Below are 18,095 nucleotides of genomic sequence, written 5' to 3' on the forward strand. Positions count from 1 at the left end.
GCGGTGACCGCGACTGGCGGGGGCTGCTCGATGCCATCGCCCGGGTCGCGCGTGCGCTGCCGGTGCCCGTAGTGGCCAAGGAAGTACCCCACACGTCCCACCCGTCCGGCCCATCCAAAGAGCAGCAGTTGACGTTGGTAGCCACGAGGGGCTGCGCCGTTGGCCGACCAACCCCTGTAACACCATGTAAACGATTACGGCGAAACGGGTTTTTTCTCGTTCCGGTATCATGGGCGGCTGATTTCAAATGGAGTCCTGCCCATGCGCCGCAAGATCGTCGCCGGTAACTGGAAGCTGCACGGCAGCCGCGAGTTCGCCGTTTCCCTGGTCACCGATATCGCCAACGGGGCGCCGGGGCAGGGCGTCGAGCTGGTCATCCTGCCGCCGCTGCCCTACCTCGGCGAGCTGGTGGAGGACTTCAGCGATACGGGGCTGGCCTTCGGCTCGCAGGACGTCAGCTGCAACGAGAAGGGCGCCTACACCGGTGAGGTGTCGGCAGCGATGCTGCATGAGGTCGGTGCGCGTTACGGCCTGGTCGGCCACTCCGAGCGGCGCCAGTACCATCACGAGAGCAGTGCGCTGGTCGCGGCCAAGTTCGCCGCCGCCCTCAACGCCGGGCTGGTGCCGGTGCTCTGCGTGGGCGAGACCCTGGAGCAGCGCGAAGCCGGGCAGACCGAGCAGGTCATCGCCAGCCAGCTGGCCCCGGTGCTGGAGCGGGTTGGCGCGGCAGGCTTTGCCAACGCCGTGGTGGCCTACGAGCCGGTCTGGGCGATCGGCACCGGGCGCACCGCCAGCAAGGAGCAGGCGCAGCAGGTGCATGCCTTCATCCGTGGCGAAGTAGCCAAGGTCGATGCTAGAATCGCTGATTCGCTGCCGATCCTGTACGGTGGCAGCGTGAAGCCTGACAACGCCGGTGAGCTGTTCGCACAGCCCGATGTCGATGGAGGGCTGGTGGGCGGTGCCTCGTTGGTGGCCGCCGATTTTCTGGCCATCGCCGAAGCGGCGGCCGCAAACTGATCAAGAAGTATAGTCCGAGGGCGGGTTCCAGATGCTGATGTTGATTCTCAATGTCGTTTACGTGCTGGTCGCAGTGGCCATGATTGCGCTGATCCTGATGCAGCGTGGTTCCGGCGCGGCAGCTGGTTCGGGCTTTGGTGCCGGTGCCTCGGGCACGGTGTTCGGTGCGCGCGGCGCATCGAACTTCATGTCCAAATCGACCAAGTGGCTGGCCGTGGTGTTCTTCGGTATCAGCCTGTTCATGGCCTGGTACGCCGGTCATGGGGCGCGCCCCTCGGGCGGGCAGGACCTGGGTCTGATGATCGCGCCCGCCGAAACCGCGCCGGCCGCTCCGGTCAACACGGTGCCGAGCGTGCCGCAGGCCGCCCCGTCGACGGCTCCGGCCCCCGCAGAGCAGGCCGTTCCGGCCGCCACTGTGCCGGCTGAGGCGGAATCTGCAGAAAACGTTAAATAAAATACGCAAAGAGGCTTCCAGAAACACTGAAGCCGGTTACAATACGCGGCGCATTAAGCTGATTGGCTGATGTGATCGTTTGCCCAGGTGGCGGAATTGGTAGACGCACTACCTTGAGGTGGTAGCGACTTAGGTCGTAGGGGTTCGAGTCCCCTCTTGGGCACCATTTGTTAGTAAAGCGGGTACAGCCTGGCGCGCTCGGCGCCAGGCCGGTCTCCCGTCCACTCCCCCATGCCAACGTGCCTGCAGGCACCGCGGCAGAGGCAAGAGAGAATCGCTGTGCTGGCCGAATATTTGCCGTCCCTGCTGTTTCTGATCGTTGCCACCGGTATCGGCGTTGCGCTGATGCTGGTCGGACGATTCCTCGGCCCCCGCCGCCCCGATCTGGAAAAGCTGTCGCCCTATGAGTGCGGCTTCGAGGCCTTCGAAGACGCGCGCATGAAGTTCGACGTGCGCTACTACCTGATCGCGATCCAGTTCATCGTCTTCGATCTGGAAATCATCTTCATCGTGCCGTGGACCCAGGTCTTCATGGAGCTGGGCGCCCGTTCGCTCGTCACCATGGGCCTGTTCGTCGGCATGCTGTTCCTCGGTTTCATTTACGTCTGGAAGAAGGGAGCGCTGGAATGGGAGTGATTCAGACTCTCGACGGCCTGATGAACAATCCGACCCCGGAAGGGCGGGTTGATGACATCCTGCGTCCGGCTGGCGACAACCCGCTGCTGGAAAAGGGCTACGTCACCACCAGCGTCGATGCATTGCTCAACTGGGCGCGTACCGGCTCGCTGTGGCCGATGACCTTCGGTCTGGCCTGCTGCGCGGTGGAAATGATGCATGCCGGTGCGGCGCGTCTGGACCTTGACCGCTACGGCATCGTGTTCCGTCCGTCGCCGCGTCAGTCCGACGTGATGATCGTGGCCGGCACCCTGGTCAACAAGATGGCCCCGGCGCTGCGCAAGGTCTATGACCAGATGCCGGACCCGAAGTGGGTCATCTCGATGGGCAGCTGCGCCAACGGCGGCGGCTATTACCACTATTCGTATTCGGTCGTCCGCGGTTGTGACCGCGTGGTGCCGGTGGACGTCTATGTCCCCGGCTGCCCGCCGACCGCCGAGGCGCTGGTGTACGGGATCCTGCAGCTGCAGAAGAAGATCTGGCGTACACAGACCATCGCCCGCTGACCCTTCTACCTGACGAGAGCGCGCCAAGCCCCATGGCAGAGCAAGCATCCTTCATCGACCGACTTTCCGCGCGTTTCGCTGACGCGACTGTCATCGTGGTCGAACCCCGCGGCGAAGTGACGCTGGAGGTGCCTGTTGCCCAGTGGCACGCCACCGCACTGGCGCTGCGTGACGAATTCGCGTTCGAGATGGCCGTGGACCTGTGCGGCGTCGACTACCTTGGCTACGGCTCCGACGAGTGGGACACCTCCGACGTCTCCTCGCAGGGTTTCAGCCGCGGCGTCGAAGGCAAGGGCCTGGGTCGCTTCGCCTGGGGTGAATTCCCCAGCGAGGAAAGCGCCGGTGGCGCGCGGCCGCAGGCGATGCCGAGCCGTCGCTTTGCGGTGGTCGCGCAGCTGCGCTCGCTCGAGCACAACCTGATGATGCATATGCGCTGCTTCGCACCGGACGAGTCGCTGCCGGTCGTCGCTTCGCTGACCAGCGTGTGGCCGGGTATGAACTGGTTCGAGCGCGAGGCGTTCGACCTGTTCGGCGTGATCTTCGAAGGTCACCCGGACCTGCGCCGCATCCTGACCGACTACGGTTTCGTCGGCCATCCGTTCCGCAAGGATTTCCCGCTGATCGGCAATGTGGAAGTGCGGTACGACGAAGAAAAGAAGCGCGTGGTCTATGAGCCGGTGACCTCGGTGGAGCCGCGCGTCGGCGTGCCCCGCGTGATCCGTGATGACGCCCGTCTGCAGACCGCTGCAGGCGAACGCGCGCAGGAGGCAGTGAAGTGAGTCACGTACATCAGGCTGGCGAAGCGTTTGCCAGCAACACGGCAGAGCAGCGCCAGGAAATCCGCAACTACACCATGAACTTCGGGCCGCAGCATCCCTCGGCCCACGGTGTGCTGCGTCTGATCCTGGAGATGGACGGCGAGACCATCATGCGCGCCGATCCGCACGTCGGTCTGCTGCACCGTGGCACCGAAAAGCTGGCCGAGTCCAAGCCGTTCAACCAGTCGATCGGTTACATGGACCGCCTCGACTACGTGTCGATGATGTGCAACGAGCATGCCTACGTGCGTGCCATCGAAGACCTGATGGGGATCGAGGCGCCGATCCGTGCGCAGTACATCCGCACGATGTTCGATGAGATCACCCGCATCCTCAACCACCTGATGAACATCGGCACCGGCGCGCTCGACCTGGGTGCGATGGCGGTGATGCTGTACGCCTTCCGCGAGCGCGAAGAGCTGATGGACTGCTATGAAGCGGTCTCCGGCGCGCGCATGCACGCGGCGTACTACCGTCCGGGCGGCGTCTACCGCGACCTGCCGGACCAGATGCCGAAGTACAAGGAATCGCGCTGGCATAAGGGCAAGGCCCTCAAGCAGCTCAATGCCGCGCGCGAAGGCTCGCTGCTGGACTTCCTGGAGAACTTCACCAACGAGTTCCCGGGCCGTGTCGACGAATACGAGACGCTGCTGACCGACAACCGTATCTGGAAGCAGCGTACGGTCGGCGTGGGCGTGGTCAGCCCGGAGCAGGCCAAGGCGTGGGGCCTGACCGGCCCGATGCTGCGTGGCTCGGGGATCGCCTGGGATCTGCGCAAGAAGCGTCCCTACGCCGCGTATGACAAGGTCGACTTCGACATCCCGCTGGGCACCGAGGGTGACTGCTACGACCGTTACCTGTGCCGCGTGGCCGAGATGCGCGAGTCCAACCGCATCATCAAGCAGTGCGTGGCGTGGCTGAAGGCCAACCCGGGCCCGGTGATCGTCAAGAACTTCAAGGTCGCTCCGCCCCGGCGCGAGGACATGAAGGACGACATGGAAGCGCTGATCCATCACTTCAAGCTGTTCAGTGAAGGCTACTGCGTACCGGCCGGTGAAACCTACTCGGCCGTCGAAGCGCCCAAGGGCGAGTTCGGCTGCTACCTGATGTCCGATGGCGCCAACAAGCCGTTCCGCGTGCACCTGCGCGCGCCGGGCTTCGCCCACCTGTCGTCGCTGGACGAGTTCGTCCGCGGCCACATGCTGGCCGACGTGGTGGCGATGATCGGTACCTATGACCTTGTGTTCGGTGAGGTCGACCGGTAATGCCGGTCTTCCTGCCCGCACGTCCTGAAGGCAGCCGGCGCAAGCCGGCGCCGCAGGTTCTGGAGATTCACGTTATGCATTTCGCTGAGGTCGGCCGATGAAGGCGACAGGTAATTTCGAGGCGGCGCGCGACGTCGACCCGATGGTGGTGCTGAGCGACAAGACCCGTGCTCACATCGATCACTGGCTGTCCAAGTTCCCGCCGGACCGCAAGCGTTCGGCGGTGCTGCAGGGCCTGCACGCCGCACAGGAGCAGAACCAGGGCTGGCTGACCGACGAGCTGATCGCCGGTGTGGCCAAATACCTGGACCTGCCGCCGGTGTGGGCCTACGAGGTGGCCAGCTTCTACTCGATGTTCGAGACCGAGAAGGTAGGCCGCAACAACGTGGCCATCTGCACCAACATCAGCTGCTGGCTCAATGGTGCCGACGACATCGTGCGCCACTGCGAGAAGAAGCTGGGCATCAAGCATGGCCAGTCCACCGCTGACGGCCGCGTCTACCTCAAGGTCGAGGAAGAGTGCCTGGCCGGCTGCGCGGGCGCGCCGATGATGGTCATCAACGGTCATTACCATGAGCACCTGACGCTGGAAAAGGTCGACGCGCTGCTGGACGGGCTGGAGTAAGGGCATGGCACATCACCACGAATCCAAGGGTCCGGTCGGTCCCGCGCCGCAGCCGCACCAGGTGGTCTATACCACCCTGCATTACGACACCCCGTGGTCGTACGAAAGCTACCTCAAGACCGGTGGCTATGCCGCGCTGCGCAGGATCCTCGAAGAGAAGATCACGCCGGAGCAGGTCATCGAAATGGTCAAGGCCTCGGGCCTGCGTGGCCGTGGCGGTGCAGGCTTCCCGACCGGCCTGAAGTGGTCCTTCATGCCCAAGGGTGACATGCAGAAGTACATCCTCTGCAATTCGGATGAATCGGAGCCGGGCACCTGCAAGGACCGCGACATCCTGCGCTACAACCCGCATTCGGTGGTGGAGGGCATGGCCATTGCCTGCTACGCCACCGGCTCGACCGTGGGCTACAACTACCTGCGTGGCGAGTTCCACCACGAGCCGTTCGAGCACTTCGAGCAGGCGCTGGCCGATGCCTATGCCAACGGGTGGCTCGGCAAGAACGTGCTGGGCAGCGGCGTGGACATCGACATCTACGGCGCGCTTGGCGCCGGCGCCTACATCTGCGGCGAAGAAACCGCGCTGATGGAATCGCTGGAAGGCAAGAAGGGCCAGCCGCGGTACAAGCCGCCGTTCCCGGCCAATTTCGGCCTGTACGGCAAGCCGAGCACGATCAACAACACCGAGACCTACGGTTCGGTGCCGGCGATCATCCGCAACGGTCCGGAGTGGTTCAAGGGCCTGAGCCTGACCAACAACGGTGGTCCGAAGTGCTTCTCGGTATCCGGCTGCGTGCAGAAGGGTGGCAACTTCGAGGTGCCGCTGGGCACCACCTTCGACGACCTGCTGGAAATGGCCGGTGGCCTCAAGCCGGGTCGTACCCTCAAGGGCGCGATTCCCGGTGGCGTCTCGATGCCGGTGCTGACCGCGGCCGAGCTCAAGCGCCTGCCGATGGACTACGACACCATCCGTGCGCTGGGTTCCGGCCTGGGCTCGGGCGCGATCGTGGTGATCGACGACAGCGTCTGCTGCGTCAAGTTCGCCCGTCGCATCAGCCAGTTCTTCCACAAGGAATCCTGTGGCCAGTGCACCCCGTGCCGTGAAGGCACCGGCTGGATGCACCGCGTGCTGGACCGCATCGTGGCCGGCAAGGCGACGATGGAAGACCTGCACCAGCTGAAGACGGTTGCCGGCCAGATCGAAGGCCACACCATCTGTGCGTTCGGTGAAGCGGCGGCATGGCCCATCCAGGGTTTCCTGCGCCAGTTCTGGGACGAGTTCGAGTACTACATCGTCAACGGTCATTCGATGGTTGACGGCAAGAAGGTGGAGGCTGCTGCCGCATGAGCGCGCAACCGGTAAATCCCAACGTACCGCCGGACCACGTCACCGTCGAGATCGACGGCCAGGCGCTGGTGGTGCCCAAGGGGTCGATGATCATCCAGGCCGCTGACAAGGCCGGCATCCCGATCCCGCGTTTCTGCTACCACGAGAAGCTGCCGATCGCGGCCAACTGCCGCATGTGCCTGGTCGACGTGGAAAAGTCGCCCAAGCCGGCGCCCGCCTGCGCCACCCCGGTGATGGACGGCATGAAGGTCGCCACCCGCAGCGAGAAGGCGCTGAAGTTCCAGCGTTCGGTGATGGAGTTCCTGCTCATCAACCATCCGCTGGACTGCCCGGTCTGCGACCAGGGCGGCGAGTGCGAACTGCAGGACGTCTCGCTCGGCTACGGCCGTTCGGTCAGCCGCTTCAACGAGCGCAAGCGCGTGGTGGTGGATGAGGACATGGGGCCGCTGGTGGCCACCGAGATGACCCGCTGCATCCAGTGCACCCGCTGCGTGCGCTTCACCGCTGATGTTGCCGGCACCTATGAGCTGGGCGGCATGTACCGTGGCGAGAACCTGCAGATCGGCACCTACGACGGCAAGCCGCTGACCACCGAGCTCTCCGGCAACGTGGTCGACGTCTGCCCGGTCGGCGCGCTGACCAACAAGGTGTTCCAGTTCCGTGCGCGTCCCTGGGAACTGACCGCGCGCGAGTCGCTGGGTTACCACGATGCGATGGGGTCGAACCTGTTCCTGCACGTGCGCCGTGGCGAAGTGCTGCGTTCGGTGCCGCGCGACAACGAACTGGTCAACGAATGCTGGCTGTCCGACCGTGACCGCTACTCGCACCAGGGCCTGTACAGCGAGGACCGTGCGGTCAAGCCGCTGCGCAAGGTCAATGGCGAGTGGAAGGAAGTGAGCTGGGCCGAGGGTCTGGCGGCAGCCGTGGACATCCTCAAGGCCAACCAGGGCGATGCCCTGGGCATGCTGGTGCACCCGTCGACCTCGAACGAGGAAGGCGCGCTGCTGGCCCGTCTGGCCAAGGGTCTGGGCACCGGCAACATCGACCACCGCATCAACAACCGCGATTTCTCCGACGCCGCGACCGCCGAAGTGTTCGGCCTGCCGCTGGCCGAGATCGAGGGTGCCAGCCAGATCGTCGTGCTCGGCAGCAACATCCGCCACGAGCTGCCGCTGCTGCATGCCCGCCTGCGCAAGGCGCAGACCCAGAACGGGGCGAAGATCCACGTCGTCAACCCGGTCGATTTCGATTTCGCCTTCAGCATCGCCGGCAAGCAGATCGTTGCCCCGTCGAAGTTCGTCGATGCGCTGGCCAGCACCGAGCTGCGTGCCGCCGTGCAGGGCGGTGCCAACACCGTGCTGATCGTGGGTGGCATCGCCGAGAACCACCCGCAGGCGGCCGCCATCCGTGCGGCAGCACGCGAGTTCGCCGCCGCCACCGGTGCGAAGCTGTGCCGTATTCCGCAGGGCGCCAACGCCATCGGCCTCGGCCGCGCCGGCGTGCTGCCCAGCGGCAAGGACGTGGCCGCGATGCTGGCGCAGCCGCGCCAGGCCTATGTGGTCTACGGCCTGGAGCCGGGTCTGGACTTCGCCGATGCCCCCGCTGCGCGCAAGGCGCTGGCCGGCGCCCAGGTGGTGGCCTTCAGCCAGTTTGCCTGCGCCTCGACCCGTGACGTCGCCGATGTGATCCTGCCGATCGGCGCGCTGCCCGAAGTGGACGCCACCCTGACCAACCTTGATGGTCGCGAGCAGTCGGCGCGTGCCGGCGGCAAGCTGCCGGGTGAAGCCCGCGAGGGCTGGCGTGTGCTGCGTGCCCTGGGCGGCGAGCTCGCCGTGGCCGGTTTCGAGTTCACCGACCTGGCCGGCCTGCGTGCCAGCCTGGCACCGGTCAGCGTGGCGGTCTCGAGCTCGGCCCAGCCTGCAACGGCGGGCGAGGGCCTGGAAGTGGCCAGCACCGCAGCGATCTACCGCACCGACGCGGTGGTCCGCCGCGCGCCGGCGCTGCAGGCGCATCCGCTGAACACCGCGCCGCGCATCGTGCTGAACACGGAAGACGCCGCCCGCCTGCAGCTGCAGGACGGCCAGATGGCCAAGGTCGGCACCGACGCCGGTCGTGCCACCCTGCCGGTGGTCGTCGACGCCCGCGTCGCTGCGGGTTCGGTCTGGATTGAATCGGGCCACGGTGCAACCGCACCGCTGGGTGCTGCACGCGTATCGGTGGTGGCTGCATGAACGAATTGCTGTTGAACGCGGTCGATCCGCTGCACCAGTGGCTGCTCGGCCTTGGTGAGATCGGCGCGCTGATCTGGATCATCCTGAAGATCCTGGTGATCGCCTTGCCGGTGATCATCGCCGTGGCCTTCTACGTGGTCTGGGAGCGCAAGCTGATCGCCTGGATGCACGTGCGTCACGGGCCGATGTACGTGGGCATGGGCATCTTCCAGGCCTTCGCCGACGTCTTCAAGCTGCTGTTCAAGGAAGTCGTCCAGCCCAGCAGTGCCAACAAGGTGATCTACCTGCTGGCGCCGCTGATCACCCTGGCCCCGGCCTTCGCCGCCTGGTCGGTGGTGCCGTTCGACTCGCAGATCGTGCTGTCCAACGCCAACGCGGGCCTGCTGTACCTGCTGGCGATGACCTCGATGGGCATTTACGGTGTGATTCTGGCCGGCTGGGCGTCGAACTCCAAGTACGCCTTCCTGGGCGCCATGCGCGCCTCGGCGCAGATGATCAGCTACGAAATCGCGATGGGCTTCGCGCTGGTCGGTGTGATGATCGCTGCCGGCAGCCTTAACCTGAGCAGCATCGTGATGGCGCAGGCCGGCAGTTCCGGTTTCCTCGACTGGTTCCTGCTGCCGCTGTTCCCGCTGTTCGTCGTGTACTGGGTCTCCGGCGTGGCCGAAACCAACCGCGCGCCGTTCGACGTGGTCGAAGGCGAGTCGGAAATCGTGGCCGGTCACATGGTGGAATACTCGGGCGGTGCGTTCGCGCTGTTCTTCCTGGCCGAGTACGCCAACATGATCCTGATCAGCTTCCTGATCTCGATCTTCTTCCTGGGTGGCTGGCTGAGCCCGATCCAGGGCTGGGTCAACCCGGGCGACGTGTCGCCGCTGGTCGACTGGATCTGGAAGGGCGGCGCGCCCTGGCTGTTCCTGAAGGTGTTCTTCTTCGCCAGCGCCTACATCTGGTTCCGTGCCAGCTTCCCGCGCTTCCGCTATGACCAGATCATGCGCCTGGGCTGGAAGGTCTTCATTCCGCTGACCATTTTCTGGATCGCGGTTACCGCCTTGATGGTGTTCTACGGCGTGATTCAAAAGGGCGTCTGAGTGATGAACAAAGTTATCCATTACTTCAAGAGCCTGCTGCTGCTCGAACTGCTGGGCGGCATGTGGCTGACCCTGAAGTACACCTTCAAGCCGAAGTACACACTGATGTACCCGATGGAGAAGTTCCCGCAGTCGCCGCGCTTCCGTGGTCTGCACGCCCTGCGCCGTTATCCCAACGGTGAAGAGCGCTGCATCGCCTGCAAGCTGTGCGAGGCCGTCTGCCCGGCACTGGCGATCACCATCGACTCGGCCAAGCGCGAGGACGGCACCCGCCGGACCACCCGTTACGACATCGACCTGTTCAAGTGCATCTTCTGCGGCTTCTGCGAGGAAAGCTGCCCGGTGGACTCGATCGTCGAAACCCACATCCTCGAGTACCACTTCGAGAACCGTGGCGAGAACATCGTTACCAAGCCGCAGCTGCTGGCCCTCGGTGATCGGCTTGAAACCGAGATCGCCGAACGTCGCGCCGCCGATGCCGCATACCGCTGAGGTCGAGAGATGGATTGGGTAAATATCGCTTTCTGGGTTTTCGCAATTGCCGCCGGCATCTCCGCCGTGGCGGTGATCAGTGCGCGCAACCCTGTGCACTCGGTGCTGTTCCTGGTGCTGACCTTCTTCTCGGTGGCCTGCATCTGGCTGCTGGTCGGCGCTGAGTTCCTCGGTGTCGCACTGGTGCTGGTATACGTAGGCGCGGTGATGGTGCTGTTCCTGTTTGTGGTGATGATGCTGGACATCGACACCGACAACCTGCGCGAAGGCTGGGTGCGTTACCTGCCGGTCGGGCTGGTGGTCGCGGTGGTGATGTTGCTGCAGATCGTGACCCTGCTGGGCGTGAAGGGCAGGGCAGTCAACCCGTTCCCGGCCGACAACGCCGCTGCGCTGGCCGCCGACACCTCCAACATCACCTGGCTGGCGCGCAGCCTGTTCACCGAATACCTGCTGCCGTTCGAGTTCGCCGCGGTGATCCTGACCGTGGCCGTGGTGGCAGCGGTGATGCTCACCCTGCGTCGTCGCGAGGGCATCAAGACCCAGAACATCGGCGACCAGGTCCGCGTCAAGGCCGGTGACCGCCTCAAGATGGCCAAGATGGCCACCGAAGTGCCGGTCGTGCACAGCAACAACAAGCCGGTCGTCGGCGAGGAGGCTCAGCCGTGATTACTCTTGGCCACATGCTGGCACTGGGGGCCTTGCTGTTCTGCATCAGCCTGGCCGGCATCTTCCTCAACCGGAAGAACATCATCGTGCTGCTGATGTCCATCGAGCTGATGCTGCTCTCGGTGAACATCAATTTCGTCGCGTTTTCGCGGGAAATGGGGGACACGGCCGGTCAGCTGTTCGTGTTCTTCATCCTCACCGTGGCCGCCGCCGAGGCCGCCATCGGCCTGGCAATCCTGGTGACACTGTTCCGTACCCGCCGCACGATCAATGTCGGCGAAGTCGATTCGTTGAAGGGCTGATCCACAGATGGAAATCACTCTCTCCAAGAGTCTGTTGATCGCAGTGGTGCTCGCACCACTGTTCGGCAGCATCATCGCCGGCCTGTTCGGTCGCCAGGTCGGGCGCCTCGGCGCGCAGACCGTCACCATCCTGGGCGTGGCCGTCAGCTGCGCGCTGTCGATGTTCACGCTGTACCAGCTGCTCTGGGGCGGCGCGCAGCCGTTCAACGAGAATCTGTACACCTTCTTCGACGTCGGCCAGTACTCGGCGCACGTCGGCTTCATGGTCGACCGTCTGACGGCGATGATGATGGTGGTGGTGACCTTCGTGTCGCTGCTGGTGCACATCTACACCATCGGCTACATGGCCGAGGATCCCGGCTACCAGCGCTTCTTCAGCTACATCTCGCTGTTCACCTTCTCGATGCTCACCCTGGTGATGAGCAACAACTTCCTGCAGCTGTTCTTCGGCTGGGAAGCGGTGGGCCTGGTGTCGTACCTGCTGATCGGCTTCTGGTTCAAGCGTCCGAGCGCCATCTTCGCCAACATGAAGGCCTTCCTGGTCAACCGTGTCGGTGACTTCGGCTTCCTGCTCGGCATCGGCGGCGTGCTGTGGGTGTTCGGTACCCTGGATTACGCCACCGTGTTCGCCAAGATCATGGACCCGGAACTGGGCAACATCGCCATCCAGGTCTGGAGCGGCTCCATCTCGCTGTTCGGCCAGGAGATGCAGGTGCTCAGCGCGCCGGTCATCTGGAGCAGTGCGACCGTGATCTGCATCTGCCTGTTCATCGGTGCAATGGGTAAATCCGCCCAGGTGCCGCTGCACGTGTGGCTGCCGGATTCGATGGAAGGCCCGACCCCGATCTCGGCACTGATCCATGCCGCGACGATGGTGACCGCCGGTATCTTCATGGTCACCCGCATGTCGCCGCTGTTCGAGCTGTCACAGACCGCGCTGGACTTCGTGCTGTTCATCGGCGCGACCACGGCGTTCTTCACCGGCCTCATCGGCATCGTGCAGAACGACATCAAGCGCGTCGTTGCGTACTCCACGCTGTCGCAGCTGGGTTACATGACCGTAGCGCTGGGCGTGTCGGCCTACTCGGCCGCCGTGTTCCACCTGATGACGCACGCCTTCTTCAAGGCGCTGCTGTTCCTCGGCGCGGGCTCGGTCATCATCGCCATGCATCACGAGCAGGACATGCGGAAGATGGGCGGCCTGCGCAGGTACATGCCGATCACCTTCATCACCATGTGGATCGGCACCCTGGCGCTGGTCGGCACGCCGTTCTTCTCCGGCTTCTACTCGAAGGATTCGATCATCGAGGCCGCCGAATTGCATGCGCACCATTCGGGCAGCTGGGTCGCCACCTACGGCTACTGGGCTGTGCTGGGCGGCGTGATCGTGACCAGCTTCTACAGCTTCCGTCTGCTGTTCATGACCTTCCACGGCAAGGAGCGTTTCCGTGATGCCCACCATGATGACCATGGTGATGCGCACGGTCACGATGACCACCACGCTGCTGACGCACACCACGACGCCCACGATGACCATGGTCATCACGGCCACGGGGCCCATGAGCCGCACGAGACGCCGTGGGTGGTGACGCTGCCGCTGATCCTGCTGTCGATTCCGTCCATTGCCATCGGTTTCTTCAGCATCGGTCCGATGCTGTTCGGAACCGACTGGGCCGGTCACCACGCCCCGGAGGCCATCAAGGGACAGGCGATGAACTTCTTTACCGGCATCGTGGAGTTCTACGATCCGGCCAAGAACACCATCGCCATCCTGGGCGAGGAGTTCCACGGTCCGGTCGCGTTCGCGCTGCACGGCATGATGATGCCGCCGTTCTTCCTGACCCTGGCAGGCTTCCTGCTGGCCGTTCTGTTCTATCTGTGGAAGCCGGATCTGTCGGGCAAGGCGCGCAGGACCTTTGCCCCGCTGGTGTCGGTGCTGGAGAACAAGTACGGCTTCGACAAGCTCTGGATCAACGGCTTTGCCGGTGGCAGCGTCAAGCTCGGCAAGGTGTCGTCCTGGTTCGACAGCAACATTGTTGACGGTCTGGTCAATCTCACCGCGAAGGGTGCTGATGTTGCAGCGCATGTGCTGCGCCGTACCCAATCCGGTTTCCTCTATCACTACGCCTTCGCGATGATCATCGGCCTGATTGCCCTGCTGGGCGCGCTGATGCATTACATGCGTTGATGACCTGTACGGAATAAGAAGACGTGACCAACTGGCCTCTCCTCAGTGTTCTCATCTGGCTGCCGATCATCGGTGGTGCCCTGATCCTTGCGATCCGTGACGCGCAGACCGCCCGCTGGGCGTCGCTGGGTGTTGCCGTGCTGACCTTCGTCGCCAGCCTGGCCCTGCTGTCCGGTTACGACCCGGCAGTGGACGCCCTGCAGTTCGTCGAAACGCATGCGTGGATCCCGGCCTACAAGGTGGGCTACAACCTCGGCGTCGACGGCATCGCCATCGCGCTGATCCTGTTGACCACCCTGGTCGGCGTGCTGGCCCTGATCGGCGCCTGGAGCGCGATCGACAAGCGCGTCAACCAGTACGTGGCCGCCTTCCTGATCCTGGAGGGCATCACGGTCGGCATTTTCGCTGCGACCGATGCGATGCTGTTCTACGTGTTCTTCGAGGCGATGCTGATCCCGATGTTCCTGATCATCGGTGTCTGGGGTGGTCCGCGTCGCATCTACGCTGCACTGAAGTTCTTCCTGTACACCTTCCTCGGCTCGGTGCTGATGCTGGTGGCGCTGGTCTATCTGTACATGAAGGGCGGCAGCTTCCAGCTCGCCGACCTGTACGCGCTGCCGCTGAGCGCGAAGGAACAGACCTGGATCTTCTTCGCCTTCCTGATCGCCTTCGCGGTCAAGGTGCCGATGTTCCCGGTGCACACCTGGCTGCCCGATGCGCACGTGGAAGCACCGACCGCCGGTTCGGTGATCCTGGCTGCCATCGCGCTGAAGATCGGTGGTTACGGCTTCCTGCGCTTCAACCTGCCGATCGTGCCCGATGCCTCGCACGAATGGGCGTGGCTGGTCATCGCGCTGTCGCTGATCGCGGTGATCTACGTCGGTCTGGTGGCGTTGGTGCAGTCGGACATGAAGAAGCTGATCGCCTATTCGTCGGTCGCGCACATGGGCTTTGTGACCCTCGGTACCTTCATCGCGCTGTGGCTGGTCCGTGAGGCCGGCAACACCGATGCGGCCCGCCTGGGCCTGCAGGGTGCGATGGTGCAGATGATCTCGCACGGCTTCGTCTCCGGCGCGATGTTCTCCTGCGTGGGCGTGCTGTATGAGCGCATGCACAGCCGCCGCATCGCCGACTACGGCGGCGTGGTCAACGTCATGCCGTGGTTCGCCACCTTCTCGATGCTGTTCTTCATGGCCAACGCCGGCCTGCCGGGTACGTCCGGTTTCGTGGGCGAGTTCATGGTCATCCTGGCTGCGTTCCAGCGCAATCCGTGGATCGCCCTGGCTGCCGCCACCACCCTGATCACCGCGGCGGCCTACTCGCTGTGGCTGTACAAGCGCATCTTCTTCGGCGAGGTGGCCAATGCCCACGTCGCCGAGCTGAAGGACATCAATGGCCGTGAATGGCTGGTGCTGGGTGTGTTCGCTCTGGGCACGCTGGCCCTGGGCCTGTACCCCAAGCCGCTCACCGATCTGATGGAGCCGTCCATCGCCAAGCTGGCGATGCAGATCGCCTCCAGCAAGCTGCTCTGATCGGGCCGACCAGCGAACTGATTCCAGGATTTGATAATGACCACCTCGCCGCTGTTGCCATTGACCGCCGCCGACCTGCCGCCGCTCGCTCCCGAGCTGGTGCTGGTTGCCAGCGCCTTCGCCCTGATGATTCTTGACCTGTTCGTCAGCGAGAAGAACAAGATCATCACCCACCTGTTCTCGGTCGCCGCGCTGGCGGTCGTGCTGGTCATGCTGGCCACCGGGACCGGCGGGCAGGGAGAGGTCTTCCACGGCATGTTCGTCCGCGACACCGCGGCCGACGTGATGAAGACCGTGATCGTGCTGCTCAGCGGCCTCAGCCTGGTCTACGGCTGGAGCTACATGCGCGAGCGCCGGCTGTTCCAGGGCGAGATTCCGGTGCTGGTGCTGTTTGCCACGGTCGGCATGATGATCCTGGTCTCGGCCGGCAGCCTGCTGATGGTCTACCTCGGTCTGGAACTGCTTGCGCTGTGCTCCTACGCGCTGGTGGCCAGCAACCGCGACAGCGGCATGGCCTCCGAAGCGGCGATGAAGTACATCGTGCTCGGTTCGCTGGCCTCGGGCCTGCTGCTGTACGGCATGTCGCTGATCTATGGCGCCACCGGCAGCCTGCACCTGGATGCCATCCGCGAAGCGATCCCGAACTCGCAGGAAAACATGCTGCTGGTCACTGGCGCGGTGTTCATGATCGCCGGCGTGGCCTTCAAGCTTGGCGCAGCGCCGTTCCACATGTGGCTGCCCGACGTGTACCAGGGCGCGCCCGCCCCGATCGCGCTGTTCATCAGCTCGGCGCCCAAGCTGGCCGCCTTCGGCATGGCCTACCGCTTGCTGGAAATGGGTGTGGGCCCGTTGTCGGACCAGCTGCAGCTGCTGCTGGCCGGTCTTGCCGCGCTGTCGCTGGTGGTCGGCAATCTGATGGCGATTGCGCAGACCAACCTCAAGCGCATGCTGGCCTACTCCACCGTTTCGCACATCGGCTTCCTGCTGATGGGCGTTGCCGGCGGCGGTACCGAAGGCTACAGCGCCGCGATGTTCTACGCGCTGGCCTATGCGGTGATGTCGGCGGCCTCGTTCGGCGCGATCATCGCGCTGTCGCGCGCCGGCTTTGAAGCCGAGAACATCAATGACTTCAAGGGCCTGAGCTCGCGCAACCCATGGATGGCGGCGCTGGTGCTGTGCATCATGGCGTCGTTGGCCGGCATCCCGCCGTTCCTGGGCTTCTGGACCAAGCTGACCGTGCTGGGCGCGGCAGTGCAGGGCGGCCTGCTGTGGCTGGCCATTCTGGGTGTGCTGGCGGCTGTGGTGGGCTGCTTCTACTACCTGCGCGTCATCAAGGTCATGTACTTCGACGAGCCGGTGGGCGAGCCGATGCCGCGCAACAACGACCGTGTGCTGGGCGTGGTGCTGGGCGTGAATTCGCTGGCGCTGCTGTTCCTGCCGCTGGGCCTGAACCCGATCATGGTCTGGTGCCAGCAGGCTTTTGCGCATCTTTCATAAAAAATGACACAAACCTGCGCGATTCGTGTAATATGCGCAGCCTGAGTTGTCACTGCAGCGGTTCAGCCAGAACTTCGTTGCGGTAGCCCGGTCCGAAAAGCGGGGCAGCATCTCAAACACTTCCGGTGCGGGGTGGAGCAGTCTGGCAGCTCGTCGGGCTCATAACCCGAAGGTCGCAGGTTCAAATCCTGCCCCCGCTACCACATCCTGCCGGCGCCAACCGGTCCGGGTGTCCATGAAGAAAGCTTGCAGTTTCTGTGAACTTCCTTTATGATTCCGCTTCTGCTGCGGGGTGGAGCAGTCTGGCAGCTCGTCGGGCTCATAACCCGAAGGTCGCAGGTTCAAATCCTGCCCCCGCTACCATATCGCCTCAATGTTGTTGGTTGAGCGCAGCGCGATCAAGGCGATCCTGGAGACAGGGTCGCCTTTTTCGTTCGGCCGTTGCTGCTCGCCGGCCTGATCGCTTCGATCTTTGCGCGGGAGGTGTCGGACGTCGCTGTTGCATCACACCTGCGACCGGTTGCCAGCCTTGCACCAGCACGGTGCAAGCGCTATCATCAAGGGGCTGGCGGTGTATCTGATGGTTGGCCTTGTGGCGCCGTCATCCCGCCACCGGCTTCAAGCAGAAGCTGGGCTTCGCAGGGGACCGCGTCAGCGCGCCCTGCGGCCGGAATCCAGTGACCGGATTCAACCGGACAAGGGGCCCAGCGGGCCCTTTGTTGTTTCCGGAGCGGGGCGGGCAGCAACCCGTCCCTCTATTTTCCAGCCGGGAGGCACCCGGCTCTACAGAATCAAGGCAGGCTGTGAGCGACAAGGCAACTGAAATCGCGAATCTGCTCGGCCCCACCGTCGATGCGCTGGGTCTGGAGCTGCTGGGCGTGGAATATCTGCCGGCGCCCGGTGGCGCGACCCTGCGCCTGTACATCGATGTGCTGATCGCCGAGCAGGACGAGCGTGTGATCAACGTCGAGGACTGTGAGCGCGTCAGCCGCGAGGTTTCGGCCCAGCTCGACGTGGAAGACCCGATCAGCGGCAACTACACGCTGGAAGTGTCGTCCCCGGGTGTGGACCGTCCGCTGTTCACCCTGGCGCAGTTCGGTCAGCATCTTGGTCAGAAGGCCAAGGTCACGCTGAAGCTGCCGCAGGACAACCGTCGCCGCCTGCAGGGCCGCATCGATGCGGTCGATGCGGAGCAGGGCACGATCAGTTTCACCGTCGACAACGCCCCGGTGGTGGTGTCGGCCGACAACATCGACAAGGCACGCATCATGCCGGACTGGGTGGCGCTGGGGCTGGCCCCGAGCAAGCCGACCGGCCCAGCACCGAAGCGTCCCAAGACTGACAAGAACCCATCAAACGAGCCGGCGGCAAAGAAGCCGCGCGCGGAGTGA

At 64.1% G+C, this 18,095-nt stretch carries 17 protein-coding genes and 3 tRNA genes; all 20 read left to right on the top strand.

The window, feature by feature from the left end:
- Window positions 1-261 precede the first annotated feature (261 nt).
- The gene (gene tpiA / locus RZA67_RS05535) at window positions 262-1,017 is read left to right on the top strand and encodes a triose-phosphate isomerase (protein ID WP_317211631.1); all 756 of its coding nucleotides are present in this window, start codon (window positions 262-264) and stop codon (window positions 1,015-1,017) included.
- Window positions 1,018-1,048: 31 nt separating this feature from the next.
- The gene (gene secG / locus RZA67_RS05540) at window positions 1,049-1,471 is read left to right on the top strand and encodes a preprotein translocase subunit SecG (protein WP_317211632.1); all 423 of its coding nucleotides are present in this window, start codon (window positions 1,049-1,051) and stop codon (window positions 1,469-1,471) included.
- Window positions 1,472-1,552: 81 nt separating this feature from the next.
- Window positions 1,553-1,637 (top strand) — tRNA-Leu (locus tag RZA67_RS05545).
- A gap of 113 nt (window positions 1,638-1,750) precedes the next feature.
- The gene (locus tag RZA67_RS05550) at window positions 1,751-2,107 is read left to right on the top strand and encodes an NADH-quinone oxidoreductase subunit A (RefSeq protein WP_026070543.1); all 357 of its coding nucleotides are present in this window, start codon (window positions 1,751-1,753) and stop codon (window positions 2,105-2,107) included.
- Window positions 2,098-2,652: an NADH-quinone oxidoreductase subunit B family protein gene (locus RZA67_RS05555; RefSeq protein WP_317211633.1), complete on the top strand. Its 555-nt coding sequence runs from the start codon at window positions 2,098-2,100 to the stop codon at window positions 2,650-2,652. The genes RZA67_RS05550 and RZA67_RS05555 overlap by 10 nt, the downstream gene beginning before the upstream one ends.
- 32 nt (window positions 2,653-2,684) lie before the next feature.
- Window positions 2,685-3,431: an NADH-quinone oxidoreductase subunit C gene (locus tag RZA67_RS05560; RefSeq protein ID WP_317211634.1), complete on the top strand. Its 747-nt coding sequence runs from the start codon at window positions 2,685-2,687 to the stop codon at window positions 3,429-3,431.
- On the top strand, window positions 3,428-4,735 hold the full coding sequence (locus RZA67_RS05565) for an NADH-quinone oxidoreductase subunit D (protein ID WP_317211636.1): 1,308 nt from the start codon (window positions 3,428-3,430) through the stop codon (window positions 4,733-4,735). The genes RZA67_RS05560 and RZA67_RS05565 overlap by 4 nt, the downstream gene beginning before the upstream one ends.
- 97 nt (window positions 4,736-4,832) lie before the next feature.
- On the top strand, window positions 4,833-5,360 hold the full coding sequence (gene nuoE / locus RZA67_RS05570) for an NADH-quinone oxidoreductase subunit NuoE (protein WP_317211638.1): 528 nt from the start codon (window positions 4,833-4,835) through the stop codon (window positions 5,358-5,360).
- A 4-nt stretch (window positions 5,361-5,364) separates the two neighbouring features.
- Entirely contained in the window at window positions 5,365-6,705 is a 1,341-nt protein-coding gene (gene nuoF / locus RZA67_RS05575; protein ID WP_317211640.1) for an NADH-quinone oxidoreductase subunit NuoF, read from the top strand.
- On the top strand, window positions 6,702-8,936 hold the full coding sequence (nuoG, locus tag RZA67_RS05580; protein ID WP_317211641.1) for an NADH-quinone oxidoreductase subunit NuoG: 2,235 nt from the start codon (window positions 6,702-6,704) through the stop codon (window positions 8,934-8,936). The genes nuoF and nuoG overlap by 4 nt, the downstream gene beginning before the upstream one ends.
- Window positions 8,933-10,027: an NADH-quinone oxidoreductase subunit NuoH gene (gene nuoH / locus RZA67_RS05585; protein WP_317211642.1), complete on the top strand. Its 1,095-nt coding sequence runs from the start codon at window positions 8,933-8,935 to the stop codon at window positions 10,025-10,027. The genes nuoG and nuoH overlap by 4 nt, the downstream gene beginning before the upstream one ends.
- A gap of 3 nt (window positions 10,028-10,030) precedes the next feature.
- Entirely contained in the window at window positions 10,031-10,519 is a 489-nt protein-coding gene (gene nuoI / locus RZA67_RS05590) for an NADH-quinone oxidoreductase subunit NuoI (protein ID WP_317211643.1), read from the top strand.
- A 9-nt stretch (window positions 10,520-10,528) separates the two neighbouring features.
- Window positions 10,529-11,185: an NADH-quinone oxidoreductase subunit J gene (locus RZA67_RS05595; protein ID WP_317211645.1), complete on the top strand. Its 657-nt coding sequence runs from the start codon at window positions 10,529-10,531 to the stop codon at window positions 11,183-11,185.
- On the top strand, window positions 11,182-11,487 hold the full coding sequence (nuoK, locus tag RZA67_RS05600) for an NADH-quinone oxidoreductase subunit NuoK (protein WP_317211646.1): 306 nt from the start codon (window positions 11,182-11,184) through the stop codon (window positions 11,485-11,487). The genes RZA67_RS05595 and nuoK overlap by 4 nt, the downstream gene beginning before the upstream one ends.
- Before the next feature lie 7 nt (window positions 11,488-11,494).
- The gene (nuoL, locus tag RZA67_RS05605) at window positions 11,495-13,675 is read left to right on the top strand and encodes an NADH-quinone oxidoreductase subunit L (protein ID WP_317211647.1); all 2,181 of its coding nucleotides are present in this window, start codon (window positions 11,495-11,497) and stop codon (window positions 13,673-13,675) included.
- Window positions 13,676-13,698: 23 nt separating this feature from the next.
- On the top strand, window positions 13,699-15,207 hold the full coding sequence (locus RZA67_RS05610; RefSeq protein WP_317211648.1) for an NADH-quinone oxidoreductase subunit M: 1,509 nt from the start codon (window positions 13,699-13,701) through the stop codon (window positions 15,205-15,207).
- Between the two features lie 36 nt (window positions 15,208-15,243).
- Complete coding sequence (nuoN, locus tag RZA67_RS05615) at window positions 15,244-16,704, top strand: NADH-quinone oxidoreductase subunit NuoN (protein ID WP_317211649.1); 1,461 nt, start codon at window positions 15,244-15,246, stop codon at window positions 16,702-16,704.
- Between the two features lie 126 nt (window positions 16,705-16,830).
- Window positions 16,831-16,907, top strand: a tRNA-Met gene (locus RZA67_RS05620).
- Window positions 16,908-16,990: 83 nt separating this feature from the next.
- Window positions 16,991-17,067, top strand: a tRNA-Met gene (locus RZA67_RS05625).
- A 440-nt stretch (window positions 17,068-17,507) separates the two neighbouring features.
- Window positions 17,508-18,095, top strand: coding sequence for a ribosome maturation factor RimP (gene rimP / locus RZA67_RS05630; protein WP_317211650.1), 588 nt, complete (start codon window positions 17,508-17,510; stop codon window positions 18,093-18,095).

It is taken from the genome of Stenotrophomonas sp. C3(2023) (assembly GCF_032911385.1).
Taxonomy (GTDB): Bacteria; Pseudomonadota; Gammaproteobacteria; order Xanthomonadales; family Xanthomonadaceae; genus Stenotrophomonas.

Coding starts and splice junctions, on each gene's coding strand:
- nuoF (WP_317211640.1), top strand. CDS start 5,365: ATGGCACATCACCACGAATCCAAGGGTCCGGTCGGTCCCGCGCCGCAG.
- nuoI (WP_317211643.1), top strand. CDS start 10,031: ATGAACAAAGTTATCCATTACTTCAAGAGCCTGCTGCTGCTCGAACTG.
- nuoH (WP_317211642.1), top strand. CDS start 8,933: ATGAACGAATTGCTGTTGAACGCGGTCGATCCGCTGCACCAGTGGCTG.
- RZA67_RS05595 (WP_317211645.1), top strand. CDS start 10,529: ATGGATTGGGTAAATATCGCTTTCTGGGTTTTCGCAATTGCCGCCGGC.
- tpiA (WP_317211631.1), top strand. CDS start 262: ATGCGCCGCAAGATCGTCGCCGGTAACTGGAAGCTGCACGGCAGCCGC.
- RZA67_RS05560 (WP_317211634.1), top strand. CDS start 2,685: ATGGCAGAGCAAGCATCCTTCATCGACCGACTTTCCGCGCGTTTCGCT.
- secG (WP_317211632.1), top strand. CDS start 1,049: ATGCTGATGTTGATTCTCAATGTCGTTTACGTGCTGGTCGCAGTGGCC.
- nuoG (WP_317211641.1), top strand. CDS start 6,702: ATGAGCGCGCAACCGGTAAATCCCAACGTACCGCCGGACCACGTCACC.
- RZA67_RS05555 (WP_317211633.1), top strand. CDS start 2,098: ATGGGAGTGATTCAGACTCTCGACGGCCTGATGAACAATCCGACCCCG.
- nuoE (WP_317211638.1), top strand. CDS start 4,833: ATGAAGGCGACAGGTAATTTCGAGGCGGCGCGCGACGTCGACCCGATG.
- nuoN (WP_317211649.1), top strand. CDS start 15,244: ATGACCACCTCGCCGCTGTTGCCATTGACCGCCGCCGACCTGCCGCCG.
- nuoL (WP_317211647.1), top strand. CDS start 11,495: ATGGAAATCACTCTCTCCAAGAGTCTGTTGATCGCAGTGGTGCTCGCA.